General features: G+C 60.7%; 21 protein-coding genes. 13 read left to right on the top strand and 8 right to left on the bottom strand.

The window, feature by feature from the left end; all coding sequences use genetic code 11:
- Nucleotides 1-53: 53 nt before the first annotated feature.
- On the bottom strand, nt 54-2,504 hold the full coding sequence (locus tag ACKJSM_RS05275; RefSeq protein ID WP_236182514.1) for a glycogen/starch/alpha-glucan phosphorylase: 2,451 nt from the start codon (nt 2,502-2,504) through the stop codon (nt 54-56).
- Between the two features lie 258 nt (nt 2,505-2,762).
- On the opposite strand from ACKJSM_RS05275, the gene ACKJSM_RS05270 reads away from it, so the two are divergent.
- A complete protein-coding gene (locus ACKJSM_RS05270) occupies nt 2,763-3,200 on the top strand; it encodes a YkgJ family cysteine cluster protein (protein ID WP_007952500.1) in 438 nt (145 codons plus the stop codon).
- A 114-nt stretch (nt 3,201-3,314) separates the two neighbouring features.
- Here ACKJSM_RS05270 and typA read toward each other — a convergent pair whose 3' ends face one another.
- Together typA and thiI are read right to left on the bottom strand one after the other, a co-directional pair.
- Nucleotides 3,315-5,135, bottom strand: coding sequence for a translational GTPase TypA (gene typA, locus ACKJSM_RS05265; protein WP_236182515.1), 1,821 nt, complete (start codon nt 5,133-5,135; stop codon nt 3,315-3,317).
- A 139-nt stretch (nt 5,136-5,274) separates the two neighbouring features.
- Nucleotides 5,275-6,729, bottom strand: coding sequence for a tRNA uracil 4-sulfurtransferase ThiI (gene thiI / locus ACKJSM_RS05260; RefSeq protein WP_011332034.1), 1,455 nt, complete (start codon nt 6,727-6,729; stop codon nt 5,275-5,277).
- A gap of 327 nt (nt 6,730-7,056) precedes the next feature.
- Here thiI and glnA point away from each other — a divergent pair, with 327 nt between their 5' ends.
- The 6 genes from glnA (at nt 7,057) to ntrC (ending at nt 12,968) form a co-directional block, all read left to right on the top strand.
- A complete protein-coding gene (gene glnA / locus ACKJSM_RS05255; protein WP_236182516.1) occupies nt 7,057-8,463 on the top strand; it encodes a glutamate--ammonia ligase in 1,407 nt (468 codons plus the stop codon).
- A 181-nt stretch (nt 8,464-8,644) separates the two neighbouring features.
- Nucleotides 8,645-9,067 carry a cupin domain-containing protein gene (locus tag ACKJSM_RS05250; protein WP_236182517.1) on the top strand — a complete coding sequence of 141 codons (423 nt, stop codon included), beginning with the start codon at nt 8,645-8,647 and terminating at the stop codon, nt 9,065-9,067.
- 25 nt (nt 9,068-9,092) lie between these two features.
- Nucleotides 9,093-9,602 carry a DUF4124 domain-containing protein gene (locus ACKJSM_RS05245; protein ID WP_410236830.1) on the top strand — a complete coding sequence of 170 codons (510 nt, stop codon included), beginning with the start codon at nt 9,093-9,095 and terminating at the stop codon, nt 9,600-9,602.
- A complete protein-coding gene (locus ACKJSM_RS05240; RefSeq protein WP_410236829.1) occupies nt 9,599-10,219 on the top strand; it encodes a DUF4124 domain-containing protein in 621 nt (206 codons plus the stop codon). Before ACKJSM_RS05245 ends, ACKJSM_RS05240 begins: the two co-directional genes overlap by 4 nt.
- A gap of 230 nt (nt 10,220-10,449) precedes the next feature.
- A complete protein-coding gene (gene glnL / locus ACKJSM_RS05235; protein WP_236182520.1) occupies nt 10,450-11,535 on the top strand; it encodes a nitrogen regulation protein NR(II) in 1,086 nt (361 codons plus the stop codon).
- Nucleotides 11,532-12,968, top strand: a complete 1,437-nt coding sequence (ntrC, locus tag ACKJSM_RS05230) for a nitrogen regulation protein NR(I) (protein WP_007952518.1) — start codon at nt 11,532-11,534, stop codon at nt 12,966-12,968. The genes glnL and ntrC overlap by 4 nt, the downstream gene beginning before the upstream one ends.
- Nucleotides 12,969-13,377: 409 nt before the next feature.
- Here ntrC and ACKJSM_RS05225 read toward each other — a convergent pair whose 3' ends face one another.
- Nucleotides 13,378-13,818, bottom strand: a complete 441-nt coding sequence (locus tag ACKJSM_RS05225) for a hypothetical protein (RefSeq protein WP_410236828.1) — start codon at nt 13,816-13,818, stop codon at nt 13,378-13,380.
- Here ACKJSM_RS05225 and ACKJSM_RS05220 point away from each other — a divergent pair.
- Nucleotides 13,817-14,272, top strand: a complete 456-nt coding sequence (locus ACKJSM_RS05220; protein ID WP_007952520.1) for a tRNA (cytidine(34)-2'-O)-methyltransferase — start codon at nt 13,817-13,819, stop codon at nt 14,270-14,272. The two genes, ACKJSM_RS05225 and ACKJSM_RS05220, sit on opposite strands and share 2 nt — an antisense overlap.
- A gap of 96 nt (nt 14,273-14,368) precedes the next feature.
- On the opposite strand, the gene secB is transcribed toward ACKJSM_RS05220, so the two are convergent.
- The 3 genes from secB to ACKJSM_RS05205 are packed head-to-tail and all read right to left on the bottom strand — an operon-like array spanning nt 14,369 to nt 15,576.
- Nucleotides 14,369-14,854 carry a protein-export chaperone SecB gene (gene secB / locus ACKJSM_RS05215; RefSeq protein ID WP_007909233.1) on the bottom strand — a complete coding sequence of 162 codons (486 nt, stop codon included), beginning with the start codon at nt 14,852-14,854 and terminating at the stop codon, nt 14,369-14,371.
- Nucleotides 14,855-14,906: 52 nt separating this feature from the next.
- Nucleotides 14,907-15,161, bottom strand: a complete 255-nt coding sequence (grxC, locus tag ACKJSM_RS05210) for a glutaredoxin 3 (RefSeq protein WP_007952522.1) — start codon at nt 15,159-15,161, stop codon at nt 14,907-14,909.
- A 1-nt stretch (nt 15,162) separates the two neighbouring features.
- Nucleotides 15,163-15,576, bottom strand: coding sequence for a rhodanese-like domain-containing protein (locus ACKJSM_RS05205; protein WP_007952524.1), 414 nt, complete (start codon nt 15,574-15,576; stop codon nt 15,163-15,165).
- A 153-nt stretch (nt 15,577-15,729) separates the two neighbouring features.
- Here ACKJSM_RS05205 and gpmI point away from each other — a divergent pair, with 153 nt between their 5' ends.
- From gpmI to ACKJSM_RS05180, 5 genes are all read left to right on the top strand, one after another.
- The gene (gpmI, locus tag ACKJSM_RS05200; protein WP_410236827.1) at nt 15,730-17,256 is read left to right on the top strand and encodes a 2,3-bisphosphoglycerate-independent phosphoglycerate mutase; all 1,527 of its coding nucleotides are present in this window, start codon (nt 15,730-15,732) and stop codon (nt 17,254-17,256) included.
- A 250-nt stretch (nt 17,257-17,506) separates the two neighbouring features.
- A complete protein-coding gene (locus ACKJSM_RS05195; RefSeq protein ID WP_236182881.1) occupies nt 17,507-18,793 on the top strand; it encodes a murein hydrolase activator EnvC family protein in 1,287 nt (428 codons plus the stop codon).
- 34 nt (nt 18,794-18,827) lie between these two features.
- Complete coding sequence (locus tag ACKJSM_RS05190; protein WP_410236826.1) at nt 18,828-20,147, top strand: S41 family peptidase; 1,320 nt, start codon at nt 18,828-18,830, stop codon at nt 20,145-20,147.
- 2 nt (nt 20,148-20,149) lie between these two features.
- Nucleotides 20,150-20,926 carry a divergent polysaccharide deacetylase family protein gene (locus ACKJSM_RS05185; protein ID WP_410236825.1) on the top strand — a complete coding sequence of 259 codons (777 nt, stop codon included), beginning with the start codon at nt 20,150-20,152 and terminating at the stop codon, nt 20,924-20,926.
- Nucleotides 20,927-21,032: 106 nt separating this feature from the next.
- The gene (locus ACKJSM_RS05180; protein ID WP_410236824.1) at nt 21,033-22,433 is read left to right on the top strand and encodes a Vps62-related protein; all 1,401 of its coding nucleotides are present in this window, start codon (nt 21,033-21,035) and stop codon (nt 22,431-22,433) included.
- Here the strand turns inward: ACKJSM_RS05180 and ACKJSM_RS05175 are convergent.
- Entirely contained in the window at nt 22,414-23,169 is a 756-nt protein-coding gene (locus ACKJSM_RS05175) for a substrate-binding periplasmic protein (protein WP_236182877.1), read from the bottom strand. The genes ACKJSM_RS05180 and ACKJSM_RS05175 overlap by 20 nt on opposite strands.
- Between the last annotated feature and the right edge of the window lie 171 nt (nt 23,170-23,340).

The raw sequence follows: 23,340 nt of genomic DNA, 5'->3' as shown, positions 1-23,340 counted from the left end.
ATATCGGCCCGGCCCAACAATCGTGGGGCCGGGCGCACATTTGTCGCTAAAAGTTACTCCAGTGCCTTCCAGATATCCGTGGCGTACTCGCGGATGGTCCGGTCGGATGAGAACCAGCCCATGCGCGAAGTATTCAGCACCGCCGAGCGCCACCAGTTATTGGCGTCGTGCCAGAGCGCATCGACGCGCATCTGCGCCTCCCAGTACGAGTCGAAATCGGCACAGACGAAGAACCGGTCGTAATCCACCAGCGAATCGATCAGCCCGGTGTAGCGCGACGTGTCGTCCGGCGAGAACACCCCGCTGCGGATCGCCTGCAACACATCGTTGAGGCGATGGGACGCGGCAATATCCGGCACCGCGCTGAACTCGTGGTTCTGCTTGCGCGCTTCGACCTGCTGGGCACTGAGGCCAAAGATGAACATGTGCTCGGCGCCGATGCTCTCGCACATTTCCACGTTGGCGCCGTCGAGGGTGCCGATGGTCAGCGCGCCGTTCAGGCCGAACTTCATGTTGCTGGTGCCCGAGGCCTCGAAACCGGCGGTGGAGATCTGCTCCGACAGGTCCGCCGCCGGAATGATGCTTTCTGCCAGGCTGACGTTGTAATTGGGCAGGAACACCACTTTGAGCAGGCCGCGCACGGTCGGGTCGTTGTTCACCACCCGGGCGATGTCGTTGGTCAGCTTGATGATCAGCTTGGCCTGGTGATAACTCGCCGCCGCTTTGCCGGCGAAAATTTTCACGCGCGGCACCCAGTCGATTTCCGGCTCGGCACGGATCGCCTGATACAACGCGACGGTGTGCATCAGGTTGAGCAACTGGCGTTTGTATTCGTGGATCCGTTTGACCTGCACGTCGAACATCGCCGCCGGATTGACCGCGATCCCCAGCCGCTCATGGATCAGGTAAGCGAGGGCTTTTTTGCTGTGCAACCGCTGCTCGGCAAAGGCTTTGCGAAAGGCGGGCTTTTCAGCGAACGGTTCGAGATCGAGCAGGCGCTCTTCAGGGTTGTCGAGCACGTCTGGACCGAGAGAGTCGATCAGCATCGACGTCAGCTCCGGGTTGGCCTGATAGAGCCAGCGGCGGAAGGTGATGCCGTTGGTCTTGTTGTTGATCCGCTCCGGATACAGCTTATGCAGTTCGGCGAACACGGTTTTGCGCATCAGCTGCGTGTGCAACCCGGACACGCCGTTGACACTGTGGGAACCGAGGAACGCGAGGTTGCCCATGCGCACCCGGCGGCCGTTGTCTTCCTCGATCAGCGACACCGCGCGCAGCACGTCGAAATCGTGAATGCCCTTGGCCCGCAGCGAATCGATGTGCTGGGCGTTGATCAGGTAAATGATCTGCATGTGCCGCGGCAGCATGCGCTCCATCAGCCCCACCGGCCAGGTCTCCAGCGCTTCAGGCAACAGCGTGTGGTTGGTGTACGACAGCGTATCGACGGTGACTTGCCACGCCGCGTCCCAGGCCACGTCGTAGACATCGACCAATTGGCGCATCAGTTCGGCGACGGCGATCGAGGGGTGGGTGTCGTTGAGCTGGATCGCCGCGTGATCGCCGAGGGTCAGCACCGAGGTGTGCATGTTGCGATGACGGCGCAGCAGATCCTGGAGCGAGGCGGCGACGAAGAAGTATTCCTGGCGCAGGCGCAATTCCTGCCCGGCTTCGGTGCTGTCCGCCGGGTAGAGGACGCGGGAGATACTTTCGGCCCGGGCCACTTCGGCGACCGCGCCCAGGTGGTCACCGGCGTTGAAGCGCTCCAGGTGCAGATCTTCCATGGCCCGCGCCCGCCACAGGCGCAAGGTGTTGACGCTCGCCCCGCGCCAGCCGACCACCGGGGTGTCATAGGCAATCGCCCGGACGGTTTCCGCCGGTTGCCAGACCTGTTTCGATTTGCCTTCGCTGTCGATCACCGTCTCGACGCTGCCGCCAAAGCCGATCGGATAGGCCACCTCCGGCCGCTCGAACTCCCAGGGATTGCCGAAATCCAGCCAGTGCTCGGTCTGTTCCTGCTGCCAGCCGTCGACGATGGCCTGACGGAACAGCCCGTGCTCATAACGAATGCCGTAGCCGTGGCCGGCGATACCGAGGGTCGACATGCTTTCCATGAAGCACGCCGCCAATCGCCCGAGGCCACCGTTGCCCAGCGCCGCATCCGGCTCCAGGATGCGGATGCGCTCCAGATCGACGCCCAGTTCGGTCAGCGCCTCACGGGCAACGTCCAGCAGACCGAGGTTGCTCAGGCTGTCGTACAGCAAACGACCGATGAGAAATTCCAGCGAGAGGTAATACACCCGCTTCTGGCCTTTGCGGTAGATCTGCCGGGTGTGGTCCATCCAGTGCTCGACCATGTGATCGCGCGCCGCCAGGGCGATGGCTTCGAACCAGTCATGGTCGAAGGCGTGATCCGGGTCTTTGCCCACCGCGTAGGTGAGTTTGGTCAGGACGGCGTCGCGGAATGCGGCCACCTCTGCTTCGCGAACTAGTGGTTCTTGAGTCATCGATAGGACCTCGAGCGAGCGGGGAGTTGTCAGAGCCTAGACGGTCTGACCGACGGTAAGGGCTCTGGTTCGGCAGTTTTTACCGAGAGTGTGAGATCGACCGGCAATACTCTGGCGAATGCCTCAATGAATGCAGGGGCCGTGCCGAATTGTCGCCCCCTGCAACCGTACGAAGAAAAAATCTGGCGAAAGGTTGTTCAAAAATCCACCACTCCCGGTATGATCGCGCGCCCTGATGCACACGCCTGGTAAACACCCATGATGAAGCCCAACCTGATCGCCGCAGCCGAGATCGACCGTCTCGATACCTGGGCCAAATATTCGGCCCCGATGTGCGGCTCGTGCGTTTCCAGCTGCTGCACGCTGCCAGTCGAGGTCAAGATCAAGGATCTGGTGCGTATTGGTGTGGTCGATGAGTTCGAACTGGGCGACCCGCCGAAGAACATCGCCAAGCGCCTGCAAAAGGAAGGTCTGGTCGAGCGCTTCAACCAGAAGTCGGGGATCTTCACCCTGCAGCGCATGAGCAACAACGATTGCTACTACCTGGATCGCAAGAGCCGCCTGTGCACCATTTATGACAAGCGCCCGGACACCTGCCGCAACCACCCGAAGATCGGCCCGCGCCCTGGCTATTGCGCGTACAAGCCGAAGGAAGTGGAGCGGGTGCAGAACTCCCGTTCGATCGAGCGCTTCTGATCCCGACGCCTGATCGTTCCCACGCAGAGCGTGGGAACGAGACTGTCGAAAGCCAGACAAACAAAAACGCCCCCGGTCTCTCGACCGGGGGCGTTTTTTCAAGCCTGGGCTAAATTACGCCTTGGCTTTCTTGGCAGCGCGGGTACGCTCGCTTTCGTCCAGGATCTTCTTGCGAAGACGGATGGACTTAGGAGTGACTTCGCACAGCTCGTCTTCCTGGATGTATTCCAGAGCCTGTTCCAGGGTGAAGCGAACAGGTGGGACCAGAGCGATGGTTTCGTCTTTACCCGAAGCACGCATGTTGTCGAGCTTCTTGCCTTTGGTCGGGTTCACACCCAGGTCGTTGTCACGGGAGTTCTGACCAACGATCTGACCGTTGTAGATCTCCTGGCCGTGTTCTACGAACAGCTTGCCACGAGCCTGCAGGGTTTCCAGGGAGTAGGTCAGCGCCTTGCCGGTTTCAACCGAAACCAGAACGCCGTTCTGACGGCCGGACATGTGGCCCGACTTCACTGGAGCGTAACGGTCGAAGATCGAGGTCAGGATGCCAGCACCGTTGGTCAGGGTCAGGAACTGGTTACGGAAACCGATCAGACCGCGAGCAGGGATGTTGTATTCCAGACGAACACGGCCCTTGCCATCCGGCACCATGTTGCTCAGGTCGCCTTTACGCAGACCCATTTCTTCCATGACCTTGCCCTGGGACTCTTCAGGGATGTCGATGGTTACGTTTTCGAACGGTTCCTGCTTCACGCCGTCAACTTCACGGATGATCACTTCAGGACGGCCAAGGGCCAGCTCGAAGCCTTCGCGACGCATGGTTTCGATCAGTACCGAGAGGTGCAGCTCACCACGGCCGGAAACCTTGAACTTGTCAGCCGAGTCGCCTTCTTCAACGCGCAGTGCAACGTTGTACAGCAGCTCTTTGTCCAGACGATCCTTGATGTTACGGGAGGTCACGAACTTGCCTTCTTTACCGCAGAATGGCGAGTCGTTTACCTGGAAGGTCATGGAAACGGTTGGCTCGTCAACGGTCAGCGGCTTCATCGCCTCGACGTTGTTGATGTCGCACAGGGTGTCGGAGATGAACAGCTCGTCGAAACCGCTGATGCAGACGATGTCGCCGGCTGCAGCTTCTTCAACGTCAATGCGGTGCAGACCGTGGTGACCCATCAGCTTCAGGATACGACCGTTGCGGCGCTTGCCGTCGGCGCTGATAGCGACAACCGGGGTGTTCGGCTTGACCCGACCACGAGCGATACGGCCAACACCGATAACACCCAGGAAGCTGTTGTAGTCCAGAGCGGAGATCTGCATCTGGAACGGGCCGTCACGGTCAACAGCCGGAGGCGGAACGTGGTCGACTACCGCCTGGTACAGCGCGGTCATGTCTTCGCCCATGGCGGTGTGGTCCAGACCGGCGATGCCGTTCAGGGCCGAAGCGTAAACAACCTGGAAGTCCAGTTGTTCTTCGGTGGCGCCCAGGTTGTCGAACAGATCGAAGATCTGGTCCAGAACCCAGTCAGGACGCGCGCCCGGACGGTCAACCTTGTTGATGACCACGATTGGACGCAGGCCGGCTTCGAAAGCCTTCTTGGTCACGAAACGGGTTTGCGGCATAGGGCCGTCCTGGGCGTCGACCAGCAGCAGCACGGAGTCAACCATGGACATAACGCGCTCAACTTCGCCGCCGAAGTCGGCGTGGCCCGGGGTGTCCACGATGTTGATGTGGTAGCCGTTCCAGTTGATGGCGGTGTTTTTCGCCAGAATGGTAATGCCGCGCTCTTTTTCCTGGTCGTTGGAGTCCATCACGCGCTCGTCGTTGAGCTCGTTGCGCTCCAGGGTGCCGGATTGACGCAGGAGTTTGTCTACCAGGGTGGTCTTACCATGGTCAACGTGGGCAATGATGGCGATGTTGCGTAGATTTTCGATCACTTGTGTATCTCGATCAGAGGATTCGGTTTGCTGACAAGTCTTGGCAGCGATTGACAGTAGTGTCCGGCATGGCCGTTACAGCTTGACGGCGGTGTCGGGGGGCCGGTGACGCAGGCCACAGGCAAACAGCCCCGGGCACTTAGCTCGGTCGATAAACGCGCACATTGGCATGCCCCTCACTGAGCAAATGGTGGGCATGCAGGCGACTCATCACGCCTTTGTCGCAATACAGCAGGTACTGGCGAGTAGGGTCCAGTTCCTTGAAACGAGCGTTCACTGCGTAGAACGGCATCGTCTGTACCTCTATGCCGGCGAGTTCCAGCGGGTCATCCTCGGCGGCATCCGGGTGACGGATGTCGATGACGATCTGACCGGCCAGCGCTTCGCTGACTTCTTCGATCTGCAAATCCTGGCCCAATTCGTCGATCACCCGATCGATCGGCACCAGTCTGGCGTTTGCGAGCGCACGCTCGAGCACCGCCATGTCGAATTCCTGCTCTTCGTGCTCGACCCGGCCACGCTTGGCGGCGGTCTTGGGGTTGACCGAGATGACGCCGCAGTATTCCGGCATGTGCCGGGCAAAATCACCGGTACCGATCTGGTCGGCCGTGTCGATGATGTCCTGCTTGTGGGCGACGATCAGCGGCCGCAGAACCAGTTTGTCGGTGACGCAATCGATGACCGACAGGTTCGGCAACGTCTGGCTCGACACCTGGGAAATCGCTTCACCGGTGACCAGCGCATCGATGTGCAGGCGTTCGGCAATGCTCGACGCTGCGCGCAACATCATACGCTTCAATACGACGCCCATATGACTGTCGTCGACCTTGCCGAGAATTTCGCCCAGCACTTCTTCGAACGGGACACTGACAAATAGCACGCGTTGCGAGCTGCCGTACTTCTTCCAGATGAAATGCGCGACTTCCATCACGCCCAATTCATGGGCACGACCGCCCAGATTGAAGAAGCAGAAGTGCGTCATCAGGCCGCGACGCAGGATCTGGTACGCGGCAACCGTCGAGTCAAAGCCACCGGACATCAGCACCAGCGTCTGTTCCAGCGCACCGAGCGGGTAGCCGCCGATGCCATTGTGCTGGCTGTGGATCACGAACAACCGTTTGTCGCGAACTTCGATGCGGACTTCGATTTCCGGCTGTTTCAGATCGATACCGGCGGCACCGCACTCACGGCGCAGCTTGCTGCCGACGTATTTTTCGACGTCCATCGAGCTGAACGCATGCTTGCCTGCACGCTTGCAGCGTACCGAGAAGATCTTCCCGGCCAGTGCGTCACCGTAGTGCTGCTTGCACTTCTCGGTGATGTCGTCGAAGTCGCCCAGCGGGTACTCGTCGATCTGCAGAAAGTGCGCAATGCCCGGCATGCACGTCAGCCGTTCGCCCATTTCTTTCAGGGCCTTGGGGTCGGTGACGCGGGTTTCCAGCTCGAGATTGTCCCACACACCGTTCACCACCACGGCCGGGTCCAGGTCGCGGAGCACGGTGCGGATGTTCTTGGCCAGCTGGCGGATGAATTTCGTCCGGACAGGTCGGCTTTTGATGGTGATCTCGGGGAAGACTTTTACGATTAGTTTCATGAAAACAGCGCGCGCAGGGCCAGCCGAAAAAGGGGGGCGCGGATTATAGCGGAAATTGCTCAAGGTTTAACCAGTTAATGTGCAGAAGGTTTTGCGCGCACCAAAACGGGTCATTTTTCAATTTGAGCGCTACATTAAAGGGCGAGATTTTCGCCGCCAAGGCTCTTTCAACCTTTAGAAGCGTGAATTTGGGGCAAAAAACCCATGCTGGGGCACTGGCATGCAATTTGCTCCCTTGTGAGGCAGGTTGCCTTGGCAGAGTATTCGCGCCGGCATCACCACTATTAAGGGCATCCACTACCCGCCCTAATTCACCCGGAGGACACTATGTCGAAGTCGGTTCAACTCATCAAAGATCATGACGTCAAGTGGATTGATCTGCGCTTCACGGACACAAAAGGCACTCAGCACCACGTGACCATGCCGGCTCGCGATGCGCTGGAAGACGACTTCTTCGAAGTTGGCAAGATGTTCGACGGTTCCTCCATCGCTGGCTGGAAAGGCATCGAAGCCTCCGACATGATCCTGCTGCCGGACGACGAAACCGCCGTTCTGGACCCGTTCACCGAAGAGCCGACCCTGATCCTGGTCTGCGACATCATCGAACCTTCGACCATGCAAGGCTACGATCGCGACCCGCGCGCCATCGCCCACCGCGCCGAAGAATACCTGAAGACCACCGGTATCGGTGACACCGTCTTCGCCGGTCCAGAGCCGGAATTCTTCATTTTCGACGAAGTGAAGTTCAAGTCCGACATCTCCGGTTCGATGTTCAAGATCTTCTCCGAACAAGGTTCGTGGATGTCCGACCAGGACGTGGAAGGCGGCAACAAGGGCCACCGTCCAGGCGTGAAAGGCGGCTACTTCCCGGTTCCGCCGTTCGACCACGACCACGAAATCCGTACCGCCATGTGCAACGCACTGGAAGAGATGGGCCAGACCGTTGAAGTTCACCACCACGAAGTGGCAACTGCCGGTCAGAACGAAATCGGTGTCAAGTTCAACACCCTGGTGAAGAAAGCTGACGAAGTTCAGACGCTGAAATACGTTGTACACAACGTAGCCGACGCTTACGGCCGCACCGCGACCTTCATGCCGAAGCCTCTGTACGGCGACAACGGTTCGGGCATGCACGTGCACATGTCCATCGCCAAAGACGGCAAGAACACCTTCGCTGGCGAAGGCTATGCCGGCCTGTCCGAAACCGCCCTGTACTTCATCGGCGGTATCATCAAGCACGGCAAGGCCCTGAACGGCTTCACCAACCCGTCTACCAACTCCTACAAGCGCCTGGTACCAGGTTTCGAAGCGCCGGTGATGCTGGCCTACTCGGCTCGCAACCGTTCTGCCTCGATCCGTATCCCTTACGTCAACAGCCCTAAAGGCCGTCGTATCGAAGCCCGCTTCCCGGATCCGGCCGCCAACCCGTACCTGGCTTTCGCAGCGCTGCTGATGGCCGGTCTGGACGGCATCCAGAACAAGATCCACCCAGGCGATGCTGCCGACAAGAACCTGTACGACCTGCCACCTGAAGAGGCGAAAGAGATCCCGCAAGTTTGCGGCAGCCTGAAAGAAGCCCTGGAAGAGCTGGACAAGGGCCGCGCGTTCCTGACCAAGGGTGGCGTGTTCTCCGACGACTTCATCGACGCTTACATCGCGCTGAAATCCGAAGAAGAAATCAAGGTCCGCACCTTCGTACACCCACTGGAATATGAGCTGTACTACAGCTGCTGATCCGGTAGCGCCGCGCTACGCGGCGTGACAAAAAGAGGCCTCCTTCGGGAGGCCTTTTTTTTGAGGCAGATTCCGACAGCCTCAATCCCCAAATACGCGAGCAGATTGCGCATCGTCCGGCATCAATCCTCGTGACCACCCCGTAGCCTTTTCCTCTTACGACCATTCGAGGAATAACACGATGAAACACTGCCTCTTCAAGACACTGCTGGCCACATTGCCAGTTCTGACCCTGCTGGGTTGCACCTCCGCCGACGAACCCGAGCAGACACAACGCAAGCTCTTGCTTGAAAGCAGCACCTCGTGGGACGGAACCCCTTACCTGCGCTATCCCGACGCCGCCCCCGAACTGTCAGTGCTCAAACTCAGAATCCCCGCCAATACCCAGCTCCAGTGGCACACCCACCCGATCCCCAACGCCGCCTACATTCTTTCCGGCGAACTGACGATCGAAAGCCGGGACGATGGCCGCAGCCAGAGTTTCAAGCAGGGAGAGGCCGTTGCCGAAATGGTCAACCGCGACCATCGCGGCGTCACTGGTGATGAACCCGTAGAACTGGTTGTGTTCTATGCTGGCGGCGAGGGTATTCCATTGTCGGAGTGATATCCGCTGCTCACAGGACGTCCGAATGCGGCCATTGCTGTTCATTCTGTTGCTGACTTGCGCGTGCACCGCATCAGCGCAGATCTACAAGTACACCGATGCCAGCGGCAACACGGTGTACAGCGATCACGCGCCGGATGGGGTGCAGGCGCAGCCGGTGGAGTTGCCGCCGCTCAACAGCGTCCAGCCTCAGGCACCGAGCGCGCCCTCTTCAGTCACCCCCAGCCGTGCGCCAGCGCGCAATGCCTATGACGTGCTGGCGCTGACCGGCCTGCCCACCGAAGAGGCCCTGCGTGCCAACAACGGCACCTTCACCGTCAGCGTGCTGATCAAGCCGCGCCTGCAACCTCCGCATCAATTGCGCCTGCTGCTGGACGACGCGCCTTATGGCCAGGCGAGCAATGTACCGATCCTGCAACTGGTCAATATTGATCGCGGCGAGCATCGGCTGGCAGTGCAGGTGATCGATGGCGGGGCGATCATTCAGCAGAGCCCGGCGGTGGTGTTCACCGTGCAACGGGTGCACAAGCCATGACGCGAGGATTGATTGCCTTGTGCCTGTGGCTGAGCGCGTTTGGCGCATCGGCCGAGGTGTTCACTTACATCGACGCACAGGGCAATCGGGTCTATACCGATCAGCCACGCGGGAATGCGAAGCGTGTGCCGCTGACCACCAGCAATCGCATGGCCTCGAACCCGGCCGGTGCCGCACCCGTCACACCGTCGAAGCAACCAGCAGAGCCGCCGCTCCGCTACGACATGCTACGTGTGCTGATCCCCGAGCCGGACGCAACCATTCGCAGCAGCGCCGGCGAGCTGATCGTCAGCGTCACCAGCGAGCCGGGCCTGCGAAAAGGTCATCGGTATCGCCTGCTGCTGGACGGCCAGGCCGTCGGCGAACCCGGTCTGAGCCCGGTGTTCCCGCTGAGCAACATTGATCGTGGCAGCCACAACCTGTCGGTGGAAATCCTTGATGCCCAAGGCCGAACCGTGGAAAAAACCGCCAACCAGCCGTTCCACATGCAGCGTATTTCCCTGGCACAGAAGCGTCAGGTCAAACCGTGCGTCAGCGCCGACTACGGCGTGCGCCCGGAATGCCCGCTGAAAGACAAACCCGCCGAACCGAAAAATCCTTTCCTGCGTTTCTTCTGACGCCGCTCAGTTTTGCGCACTATATTGGTGCTCGGCCCTGCACCGTACTCACATTCCAACCCATTTTGGTTCGAAAGTACCCGCCAGAGCGGTTTGATTGCCACGCAAACGAGCGTCAAACGCCCGTTTCAGGGGTTGAACGCTTCTTTTCGGAGCCTTGGTTTGGTTTTTGCATTTTCCTCGCATCAGCGCTGTATCCCTGCGCGCGCCATGCTCCAAAAGAGGTCCTCATGACCATCAGTGACGCACTGCATCGCTTGCTACTCGACAACCTGACCACCGCCACCATCCTGCTCGACAGCGAATTGCGCCTCGAGTACATGAACCCGGCGGCGGAGATGCTGCTGGCCATCAGCGGTCAGCGCAGCCATGGGCAGTTCATCAGCGAGCTGTTCACCGAGTCCACCGAGGCGCTCAACTCGTTGCGCCAGGCGGTGGAACAGGCGCACCCGTTCACCAAGCGCGAAGCGATGCTCACCGCCCTCACCGGCCAGACCCTGACGGTGGATTACGCGGTGACGCCGATTCTCAGCAACGGCGCGACCCTGCTCCTGCTGGAGGTCCATCCCCGTGACCGCCTGTTGCGGATCACCAAGGAAGAAGCACAGCTGTCGAAGCAGGAAACCAGCAAGATGCTGGTGCGCGGCCTGGCCCACGAGATCAAGAATCCGCTGGGCGGCATCCGCGGTGCCGCGCAACTGCTGGCCCGGGAACTGCCGGAAGACAGCCTGCGCGACTACACCAACGTGATCATCGAAGAGGCCGATCGCCTGCGCAATCTGGTCGACCGCATGCTCGGCTCGAACAAACTGCCGTCGCTGGCCCTGTGCAACGTCCACGAAGTGCTGGAGCGCGTCTGCCAATTGGTCGAGGCCGAAAGCCAGGGCTGCATCACGCTGGTGCGCGATTACGACCCGAGCATTCCCGACGTCCTGATCGACCGCGAACAAATGATTCAGGCGGTGCTGAACATCGTGCGCAACGCGATGCAGGCCATCAGCAGCCAGAACGAGCTGCGCCTGGGCCGCATCAGCCTGCGTACCCGCGCCATGCGCCAGTTCACCATCGGCCACATCCGCCATCGCCTGGTGACCAAGATCGAGATCATCGACAACGGCCCGGGCATTCCGGCGGAACTCCAGGAAACCATCTTTTTTCCCATGGTCAGCGGCCGTCCGGACGGTACCGGGCTCGGCCTGGCCATCACCCAGAACATCATCAGCCAGCACCAGGGCCTGATCGAGTGTGACAGCCACCCCGGCCACACCACGTTTTCGATCTTTCTGCCACTGGAACAAGGAGCCACATCGACATGAGCCGTAGTGAAACCGTGTGGATCGTCGATGACGACCGTTCTATCCGTTGGGTTCTGGAAAAAGCCCTGCAACAGGAAGGCATGACCACCCAGAGCTTCGACAGCGCCGATGGCGTGATGAGCCGCCTCGCGCGCCAGCAGCCGGACGTGATCATCTCCGACATCCGCATGCCCGGCGCCAGTGGCCTGGACCTGCTGGCACGGATCCGCGAGCAGCACCCGCGGCTGCCGGTGATCATCATGACCGCTCATTCCGATCTGGACAGCGCTGTCGCCTCCTATCAGGGTGGCGCGTTCGAGTACCTGCCCAAGCCGTTCGACGTCGATGAAGCGGTGTCGCTGGTCAAGCGCGCCAATCAGCACGCCCAGGAACAACAAGGCCTGGAAGTCGCTCCGACTCTGACCCGCACCCCGGAAATCATCGGCGAAGCGCCGGCGATGCAGGAAGTGTTTCGCGCCATCGGGCGCTTGAGCCACTCCAACATCACCGTGCTGATCAACGGCGAATCCGGCACCGGTAAAGAACTGGTGGCCCACGCCCTGCACCGCCACAGCCCGCGTGCGGCCTCGCCGTTCATCGCGCTGAACATGGCGGCGATCCCTAAAGACCTGATGGAATCCGAACTGTTCGGCCACGAAAAAGGCGCGTTCACCGGTGCGGCCAACCTGCGTCGCGGCCGCTTCGAGCAGGCCGACGGCGGCACGCTGTTCCTCGATGAAATCGGCGACATGCCGGCGGACACCCAGACTCGCCTGCTGCGGGTGCTGGCCGATGGCGAGTTCTATCGCGTTGGCGGGCACGTGCCGGTCAAGGTCGATGTGCGGATCATCGCCGCGACTCACCAGAATCTGGAAACCCTGGTTCACGCCGGGAAATTCCGTGAGGACTTGTTCCACCGCCTCAACGTGATCCGCATCCACATCCCGCGCCTGTCGGACCGTCGTGAAGACATCCCGACCCTGGCCAAGCACTTCCTCAGCCGCGCCGCGCAGGAACTGGCGGTGGAGCCGAAGCTGCTGAAAAGCGAGACCGAGGAATACCTGAAAAACCTGCCGTGGCCGGGCAACGTGCGGCAGCTGGAAAACACCTGCCGCTGGATCACCGTGATGGCGTCCGGGCGCGAGGTGCACATCAGCGACCTGCCGCCGGAATTGCTGAGCCTGCCACAGGACTCGGCGCCGGTGACCAACTGGGAACAGGCGCTGCGCCAGTGGGCCGATCAGGCCCTGGCGCGCGGTCAGTCGAGCCTGCTCGACAGCGCGGTGCCGGCGTTCGAGCGGATCATGATCGAGACGGCTCTGAAGCACACCGCCGGGCGTCGTCGCGACGCGGCCGTGCTGCTGGGCTGGGGCCGGAATACCTTGACCCGCAAGATCAAGGAACTCGGCATGAAGGTCGATGGCGGGGATGACGATGAGGGCGATGAAGGCTGAGATTCAGCGCCAGCCTGCACCGCCGCAAGGCACCGTGACCCTTAATCGGGCACGGGAGCTGGTTAAGGCCTGCTCTAAAACACCCTGAAAATTCCATCCTGTAAAAAGACGAAGGCCCCGTATTACGGGGCCTTCGGCATTGTGTCGGGCTTTTTGTTTCAAAACGATAAAAACTGGCACGCGCCCTGCAATAACTCCATCAGGTGATTCGATTCACCCACCCTTTCGGGGGCCTTGGTACAGGCAGGCCGGGGATTCCCCTCTTTACACCGGACTCATCGAGTCCACCCTTTTGGGGCCCTTGATACAGGCAGGTCATGGGTTCCTTCTTTACACCGGCTCAGAACGCACTGCGATGAGCCCGCCCGTTTCGGGAACCTTGGTACAGGCAGGCCGGGGATTCCCTCTTTTATTGCTCCCGGAGATGGATCTCCAGCCGCCAGCGGTCATCGACCGCCTGGCCGGCCCATTCGCCCTGCAGCGGCCGCGCCGCCACCAGCGTCAGCAACAATCCCCCGTCACTCAACCGCGTCCGCCAGTTCACGTCCTTGCCGTTGAACTTGAGCTGGCCTTTCTGCGCCTGGCCTTCGGCCTCGAACAGCAATGCAATGCTGCCATCGACGATCTCGCCGTGCAGCTTGGGCTCGTTGTTGAACCAGACCGCCAGACCGCCATCGATCACCTCGACCTGTTGCAAGACGCTTGGGTCAGGCGTGGTCAAACGGCCGATCATCATCCCGACCATCACACCGACGATCGCCAGTGAAGCCATCACCCGCAGGAATAGTTTCGAACGCGGATCCGCTTGCGGCGTAGAATGCGCGTCATCTTTACCTTCGGAGCCGTGCATGTTTCACGTCATCCTTTTTCAACCGGAAATTCCGCCGAACACCGGAAACGTTATCAGGCTGTGCGCCAACAGCGGCTGCCACCTGCATTTGATCGAACCGCTGGGCTTCGAGATGGACGACAAGCGCCTGCGCCGCGCCGGTCTCGACTACCACGAGTATGCCACCTTGCAGCGCCATGCCGACCTCGCCAGTTGCCTGGAAAGCCTCGGCCATCCACGGTTGTTCGCCTTCACCACCAAGGGTTCGCGGCCGTTTCACGATGCCGCGTTCGTCCCCGGCGATGCGTTCATTTTCGGCCCGGAAAGCCGTGGCCTGCCGCCGGAAGTGCTCGATGCCCTGCCCGGCGAACAGCGCCTGCGCCTGCCGATGCGCGAAGGCTGCCGCAGCCTGAACCTGTCCAACACCGTGGCAGTGGCCGTTTACGAAGCGTGGCGGCAGAACGACTTCAAATGACACTCCATTCTCTGATCGTTCCCACTGCGTGGGAACGATCACCGCCCAAGAAAAAAGCGCCTGTAACGGCGCTTTTTTCGTTGTGGCATCGACCGCTTACTGAACGGTCGGGGTCTCGCCGGATTCCTGCATGCGCTGCAGCTCTTGCGCGTACAGGGCGTCGAAGTTCACCGGGGCCAGCATCAGGGCCGGGAACGAACCACGGGTCACCAGGCTGTCCAGGGTTTCGCGCGCGTACGGGAACAGGATGTTCGGGCAGAACGCACCCAGGGTGTGGCTCATCGAAGCCGCGTCCAGGTTCTTGATCAGGAAGATACCGGCCTGTTGCACTTCAGCGATGAAGGCCACTTCTTCACCGTTTTTCACGGTGACGGACAGGGTCAGCACGACTTCGTAGAAATCACCTTCCAGGGCTTTCTGGCGGGTGTTCAGATCCAGAGCGACCGCCGGGTCCCACTGCTGGCGGAAGATCGCCGGGCTTTTCGGGGCTTCGAAGGACAGGTCGCGTACGTAGATGCGCTGCAAGGAGAATTGCGGTGCGGTTTCTTCTTCGCTGGCTGCAGTGTTCTGTTGGTCAGTCATCTCAGATCCTTTCTGATCTTGGGTCTTTTAGGGGGCTTTACGTGTCAGCAGGTCAGGCCTTGAGCAGCGCGTCGAGCTTGCCGGCGCGCTCCAGGGCATACAAATCATCACATCCGCCGACATGGGTGTCGCCGATCCAGATCTGCGGCACGGACGTGCGTCCGGCCTTCTGGGCCATGGCGGCGCGCACCTGCGGCTTGCCATCGACCTTGATCTCTTCGAAGGCCACGCCTTTGTTCGCGAGCAGGTACTTGGCGCGCGAGCAGTAAGGGCAGTAATCGCTGGAGTAGACGATGACGTCGCTCATGTCACTTCACCAACGGCAGGTTGTCGCCTTTCCAGCTGGAAATCCCGCCGGACAGCTTGGCGGCGGTGAAGCCGGCCTTCATCAGCTCGCGGGCGTGGGTACCGGCGGTCTGGCCCAGGGCGTCGACCAGAATGATGGTCTTGGCCTTGTGCTTTTCCAGCTCGCCGATACGGGCGGCCAGTTTGTCCTGGGGAATGTTCACCGCGCCAACGATGTGACCGGCGGCGTAGTCCTTGCTCGGACGGATGTCCACCACCACGCCGGCTTCCTTGTTGACCAGTGCGGTCAGCTCGCCCGTGCTCAGGCTTTTACCGCCGCCCTGCACCGTATGCGCCAGCAGCAAAGCCAGCAGTACGACGAAGATACCGACAAGAATGTAGTGGTTAGTGGCAAATTCAATCAGGTGAGCAACCATCGAAGGAGGTTCCAGGGCGTTAAAATGTCGGCCAGTATACACAGCCACTATGGTCGGCCAAACCCCGTCCGGCGGTGACGCCGCCGGAACTTCGCTTTAAACTCCAACTCCCTTTTCCATCGCCCCCTTCTTAATCAGCCACGAGTGGATTCCATGACTACCACGCCTAAACCTTTGGTCCTGATGATTCTCGACGGCTTCGGTCACAGCGACAGCCCCGAATCCAACGCCGTCTATGCGGCCAAAAAGCCTGTGCTGGATCGCCTGTGGGCCACCGTGCCGAACGGCTTGATCTCGGGCAGCGGCATGGACGTCGGCCTGCCGGACGGCCAGATGGGCAACTCTGAAGTCGGCCACATGAACCTCGGCGCCGGGCGCGTGGTGTATCAGGACTTCACCCGTGTGACCAAAGCGATCCGCGACGGCGAGTTCTTCGAGAACCCGACCATCTGCGCTGCCGTGGACAAGGCTGTGGCCGCCGGCAAGGCCGTGCATTTCATGGGCCTGCTGTCGGACGGCGGGGTTCACAGCCACCAGGATCACTTGATCGCCATGGCCGAACTGGCGTTCAAGCGCGGCGCCGAAAAAATCTACCTGCACGCCTTCCTCGACGGCCGTGACACGCCGCCGAAAAGCGCTGCCTCGTCGATCGAACTGCTCGACGCGACCTTCCAGGCCCTCGGCAAGGGCCGCATCGCCAGCCTGATCGGCCGCTACTACGCCATGGATCGCGACAACCGTTGGGATCGCGTGGCTCAGGCCTATAACCTGATCGTCGACGGCAAGGGCGAATTCAACGCCGCCACCGCCCAGGAAGGTCTGGAAGCCGCTTACGCCCGTGGCGAGAGCGACGAATTCGTCAAGGCCACCAGCATCGGTGAGCCGGTGACAGTCGAAGACGGCGACGCCGTGGTGTTCATGAACTTCCGCGCCGACCGCGCCCGCGAGCTGAGCCGTGTGTTTGTCGAAGACGGTTTCAAGGAGTTCGAACGCGCACGCCAGCCAAACGTGCAGTACGTGGGCCTGACTCAATATGCCGCCAGCATTCCGGCTCCCGCAGCCTTTGCCCCGGGCAGCCTGGAAAACGTGCTCGGCGACTACCTGGCGAAAAACGGCAAGACCCAGCTGCGTATCGCTGAAACCGAGAAATACGCCCACGTGACCTTCTTCTTCTCCGGCGGTCGCGAAGAACCGTTCCCGGGCGAAGAGCGCATCCTGATCCCGTCGCCGAAAGTCGCTACCTACGACTTGCAGCCGGAAATGAGCGCGCCGGAAGTCACCGATCGCATCGTCGAGGCCATCGAGAACCAGCGCTACGACGTGATCGTGGTCAACTACGCCAACGGCGACATGGTCGGCCATAGCGGCGTGTTCGAAGCCGCCGTGAAAGCCGTGGAGTGCCTGGATACCTGCGTGGGACGTATCGTCGATGCCCTGGAAAAAGTCGGCGGCGAAGCACTGATCACCGCCGACCACGGCAACGTCGAGCAGATGGCCGACGAATCCACCGGACAGGCGCATACCGCGCACACCACCGAGCCGGTGCCGTTCATCTATGTCGGCAAGCGCGACCTGAAAGTCCGCGAAGGCGGCGTGCTGGCGGACGTGGCGCCGACCATGCTGAAACTGCTGGGCCTGGAAAAACCGGCGGAAATGACGGGCACTTCGATTCTGGTGTAATCGCCCGTCAAAAACACCGCAAACCCTGTGGGAGCGGCTTGCCAGCGATAGCAATCTGACAGCCAACAACGATGTTGAATGTTCAGACGCCATCGCTGGCAAGCCAGCTCCCACAGTGGTTTATGGAGTTTTCGAAATGGAATTCGGCCTGTCGCTTGCCCCAGTTATCACACAGTCCCAATTGGGCGTTTTTTTTGCCGCGTCGGGCGGGCATACTAGGCCGTCCCTTACCCTGGTGCCGCCCGCCTCTATGCTTCGCGTCCTGATCGCCCTCGCTCTGACATGCCTGCTCCAACCGGCCTTCGCGGATGAGCGCGCGCAAACCCAACAGCAACTGGACGCCACGCGCCAGGACATTGCCGAGCTGAAAAAACTGCTGGGCAAGCTCCAGGAAGAAAGGTCCGGGGTGCAAAAGGAGCTCAAGGGCACCGAAACCGAGATGGGCAAGCTCGAGAAGCAGGTCGAAGCCCTGCAGAAAGAGCTCAAGAAGAGCGAATCCGAGCTGCAGCGGCTCGATGCGGAGAAAAAAAAACTTCAGAGCGCGCGCACTGAACAGCAAAGACTGATTGCCATCCAGGCCCGCGCCGCCTACCAGAACGGTCGCCAGGAATACCTCAAGCTGCTGCTCAACCAGCAGAATCCCGAGAAATTCGCCCGCACCCTCACCTATTACGATTACCTGAGCCAGGCTCGCCTGGAGCAGTTGAAAAGCTTCAACGAAACCCTGCGCCAGCTGGCCAGTGTCGAAAAGGACATCGGCTTGCAGCAGGCGCAGTTGCTGGCGCAGCAAAGCGATCTCGACACTCAGCGCGAAGCGCTCGACAAGGTCCGCAAGGAGCGCCAGCAGGCCCTTGCCAAACTCAATGACGACGTGAAAGCCCGGGACCAGAAACTGGCCGCCCGCGAGCAGGATCAGGCAGACCTGTCTAAAGTCCTTAAAACCATTGAAGAAACCCTGGCCCGCCAGGCTCGTGAGGCCGAAGAAGCGCGACAGAAAGCGCTCATCGCCCAGCAGGAAGCCGAAAAAAAGCGCTTGCGTGAGGCCGAGGCGCAAAACTCCGACGCCCCACGCAAACCGGTCAGATCGACGTCCGGCGCCCTGGTGTCCAGCGGCGGTGAGACCTTCGGCGGCCCTTTTGCATCAAGTCGGGGAAAACTTCCATGGCCGGTTGATGGTCGACTGCTGGCACGCTTCGGCGAAACCCGTGGCGACGATGCCCGCACCAAGTGGGACGGCGTGATGATCAGCGCCTCCGCCGGCAGTCAGGTACATGCTGTACACGGCGGGCGCGTGGTGTTCGCCGATTGGCTGCGCGGTGCCGGGCTGCTGGTGATCCTTGACCACGGCAACGGTTTTCTGAGTCTGTACGGTCACAACCAGACGCTGCTGAAGTCGGCCGGTGACGTGGTAAAAGCCGGTGAGTCCATCTCCACTGTGGGTAACAGTGGCGGCCAGAACACACCAGCGCTGTATTTCGCAATTCGTCAGCAGGGTCACCCGAGTGATCCGGCGCAATGGTGCCGCGCGCAAGGATAGGCGTTGAGTCACCAACTTTAGGAGTTCGTTCGACATGCTGCATTTGTCCCGCCTTACCTCGCTGGCCCTGACGATCGCCCTGGTGATCGGCGCGCCTCTGGCGTTCGCCGCTCAACCGGCCCCGGCCGTCGCTCCGGCAGGTACTGCCGCGACTTCCAAGGCGCCGTTGCCGCTGGAGGAGCTGCGCACCTTTGCCGAGGTCATGGACCGGATCAAGGCCGCCTATGTCGAGCCGGTGGACGACAAGACCCTGCTGGAGAATGCGATCAAGGGCATGCTCAGCAACCTCGATCCGCACTCCGCCTACCTCGGCCCTGAAGACTTCGCCGAGTTGCAGGAAAGCACCAGCGGTGAGTTCGGCGGCCTGGGCATCGAAGTCGGCGCCGAAGACGGCTTCATCAAGGTCGTTTCGCCAATCGACGATACACCAGCATCGAAGGCCGGCATCCAGGCCGGCGACTTCATCGTCAAGATCAACGGCGCGCCAACCCGCGGCCAGACCATGACCGAAGCCGTGGACAAGATGCGCGGCAAGATCGGCCAGAAAATCACCCTGACCCTGGTGCGCGATGGCGGCACGCCGTTCGACGTGACCCTGGCCCGCGCCGTGATTCAGGTGAAGAGCGTCAAGGCGCAACTGCTTGAATCGGGCTACGGCCTGATCCGCATCACCCAGTTCCAGGTCAAGACCGGCGAAGAGGTCTCCAGGGCCCTGGCCAAGCTGCGCAAGGACAATGGCAAGAAGCTCAAAGGCATCATCCTCGACCTGCGCAACAACCCGGGCGGCGTATTGCAGGCAGCGGTCGAAGTGGTCGACCACTTCATCACCAAAGGCCTGATCGTCTACACCAAGGGCCGGATCGCCAACTCCGAACTGCGCTTCTCCGCCACCGGCAAGGACGAAAGCGAAGCCGTGCCGATGGTTGTGCTGATCAATGGTGGCAGCGCCTCGGCCTCGGAAATCGTCGCCGGCGCCCTGCAGGATCAGAAACGCGCCGTGGTCATGGGCACCACCAGTTTCGGCAAGGGCTCGGTGCAGACCGTGCTGCCGCTGAACAACGATCGCGCGCTGAAGATCACCACGGCGCTGTACTTCACGCCGAACGGCCGCTCGATCCAGGCCCAGGGCATCGTCCCGGACATCGAAGTACGTCGGGCCAAGATCACCAACGAGGCGGACAGCGACTACTTCAAGGAAGCCGACCTGCAGGGTCACCTGGGCAACGGCAACGGCGGCGCGGACAGACCGACCGGCTCTGGCGGCAAACCGAAAGCCATGCCGCAGGACGACGACTACCAGTTGGCACAGGCCCTGAGCCTGCTCAAAGGCCTGAGCATCACCTCCGGCCGTTGAGGATGTCGTTGCGCTTCCTCTTCGCCCTGCTGTGCTGTCTGGCGGGTGCTGCTCACGCAGAACCTGCCAGACCAACACCTCAAAAAGCCTATCTGACACTGATCATCGACGACCTGGGGCAGAACCTGCCCCGGGACCGTCGCGTGCTGGCCCTCCCCGGGCCGGTCACCACCGCGATCATGCCCGACACCCCGCACGCCACCGAGTTCGCCCGCGAAGCCCATCGTGCCGGCAAGATCGTCATCCTGCACATGCCGATGGACCCGGCCACCGGCCCGTTCGCCTGGCACCCCGAACTGCCCGTCGAAGAACTCGAAAAACGGCTGAATGCCGCGTTCAAAATGGTCCCTTACACCGCCGGCATCAACAACCACATGGGCAGCCGCATGACCGCACAACCTTTGGCGATGGCGTGGTTGATGGGAGAGCTGCAGCGCCACCACAAGTTCTTCGTCGACAGCCGCACCAGCGCCCGGACCGTCGCCGCGCAGCAAGCGCAGAAGATCGATCTGGCAAGTGTTTCGCGGGATGTATTTCTCGATGACGAGCGGACCGAAGAGGCGATCTTCACTCAGTTGCAGACGGCGATCAGCCTGGCCCGCAAGCAGGGTTCGGCGGTGATGATCGGCCATCCGTATCCACAAACGCTGGCGGTGCTGGAGCGTGAGTTGCCCAAACTGAAAGCCCAGGGCATCGAGTGGATCGACATCAGACAGATGATCAGCGTGCGCAGCAATCGTGCCACGGCCGCTCATGGCAAAGACGGAATCTATCGGTAACAACCTGTCACGAAACTATAGATAGATACTGCAAGCCCCCTTCCTCCAACCCGGATATTGAGACCCGTCGCGGCGACATTGAGCCGCTTTTCTATCGGGATCAATCATGAACACCCTAGACAATCTCAAATTGCCCACTCGGCAAATGGAACCCATCACGGTTGAAAACCTGCTGATCAACTTCACCACGGAGTTTCACAGGATCTGGGACAACGCTGGCTCAAAGTCAAAACCTGGCAGCTTCTGGCGCCCGACACCGGCGCCTGACCTGCTTCCCGGCTATTTTCCTCTGGGCGATCTCGTCGTTTCCGGACGAGACAGCGTCAACGAAAAACGGGTGGTGGCCGTCGTTCGCGAGGGCGATCCGCAAAATGCAGGAACCGGTAAGGGCCAGGCACTCAGCCGGCCCGACGACTATCAACGGGTCTGGAGTGATACAGGCTCGCGGGCTAACGGTGACTGCTCCGTCTGGCGGCCGATTCCGCCCGAAGGCTACGTAGCCCTGGGACTGGTGTGCTCGAACGACAACAGCAAACCCTCCTTCAACGCCGTTCGTTGTGTAAGGGCCGATCTGGTGGTCGCCAGCAGCGCCAGCGCCCTGATCTGGAGTGACCTGGGCAGCGGAGCCAAGCACGATTTCAGCACCTGGAGCATCAAGCCACCGACCGCACCTGCCGGCGAGATCTACTTTGCCCCCGGGACCTTTATCGGCGCCAACGGTTACAGCCGACCCATGGCGTCGAACACCGCGTACGCCCTGCGGATGCCGATCCCGCTTCAGGTCGAGACACCCCCCACCGCCCCGGTCCTCAGCGGACAGGATGCCTCCGCCGCCCTGACGCCATCCAGGGTCACACAGGTGGTCAGGCTGCCGTGGTTCGCGGTCAGCGACCCGGAAATGACGAGTCTTGCGCAACTTCAGGCCTCACCGTTTTACCACCTGGAAAGAGCAGATCGTTATTTGCTCCTCGGCCAGGGACAAAACAGCACGGACACGCACCAAGCGTTCAAGTGGAAGGCAAACCGTACTCAGTCCTACGAAATGTTGCGCAAGTTCACACGCAACACGGGTATCGACATCGGCAGCCAATGGTCGTCGGCAATGTCCGCTTCGCGGTCAGCCATCACCTGCTCCGCCAGGCTGGGTGACAGCTTCTGCAATACCGAATCCGCACCCTATGAATGGGTGAACTCCGCCGAGTCTGAAGTTATCGCCCTGGTTGCGAGAAAACGGTTTGCGGCGGTTTATCTGATGCAAAGCGACTACCGGCTGCTGCGTGCAGATGGCTCGGTTGTGGAAGGCCATCTCAGTTATACCGATATGGATAGCCTGCATCTGAGTGACTACCCGATCGAACCGGAACCGGCGAAGGAAGCGCAGACAGAACCCGAGAAACAGACCCCACCTGAACCAGACAACGAGCCTGAAAAACAACCGGTTCCGGCGCCTCGTACAGAGTTGCAAGCACCGGCAGAATCACCGGTGATTACAGATACCGCCCCATGATCTCATCGACCACACCGTCCTTGCGCATCTGATCGAGTGCAGCCTGAAGCCTGGCAACGGTTTCATCCGATACGTCCTTGTTCAGGGCCAGATACAGCTCGGCGCTGTTGAAACGAAGCACGGTTTTCAACCCGGTCACACCGTCCTGCCGCGCCAGATAGCGCCCGGCAGGATCGCCTGTGGCCCACAGGTCGATCTGGCCGCTGACGAGTTTTTTGGCGTTGTCCTGATCGCGCAGCACCACCACCGGCTTCAGACCCTGCTTGGTCAACGTTTCGGCAATCGCATCGCCCTTGTAGGCGCCAATCTTGTACTTGCGCGCATCATTGAGGGTTTCCAGAGTGATCTTGCTGTCGGCCCTGGCCAGCATGACCCAGTCGTCCGGGCCGATCGGGCCGACCCACCTGAAGAGTTTTTCGCGATCCGGCAGGCGCGCCATGACGAATGCACCGTATCCGGGGTTTTCCAGCGCCAGCTTGTAGACCCGCTCCCAGGGGAAACGCAGGGTCAGGCTGTAGGTGATGCCGGCACGCTTGAACATCTCGCGCACGATGTCCGTGGCGATGCCGTTGATGTTTTCGTCCTGGGCGAAATTCTTGCCGTTCTTCGCCATGTTGTACGGCGGGAAGTTTTCAGTGAGGAGCACCAGATCGGTGTCGGGACTTTCTTCGGCGTGGCCGGTGTTGATCAACAACACGGAGGCACTGGCGAGGGCGAGAAGCAGGCGTTTGATCATGTCGGGCTACCGAAATCCATGGCGTGCCCAAGAGTGCCTTGGGTACGCCATGCTGTCCACTGGCGTTATGACTTCATACCGATCAGGTCTTCCATTCCTGGAAAACCAAGCCTTGGGTAGTACATAACTACCACCGCGCCGCTCTTGACCTCTGGCTTATTGGCGTTATCC

The sequence above is a fragment of the Pseudomonas sp. PHC1 genome, from assembly GCF_046487845.1.
Taxonomy (GTDB): domain Bacteria; phylum Pseudomonadota; class Gammaproteobacteria; order Pseudomonadales; family Pseudomonadaceae; genus Aquipseudomonas; species Aquipseudomonas sputi.
The sequence above is the reverse complement of the archived record's forward strand: the minus strand, read 5'-3'. Positions and strand labels throughout refer to the sequence as shown.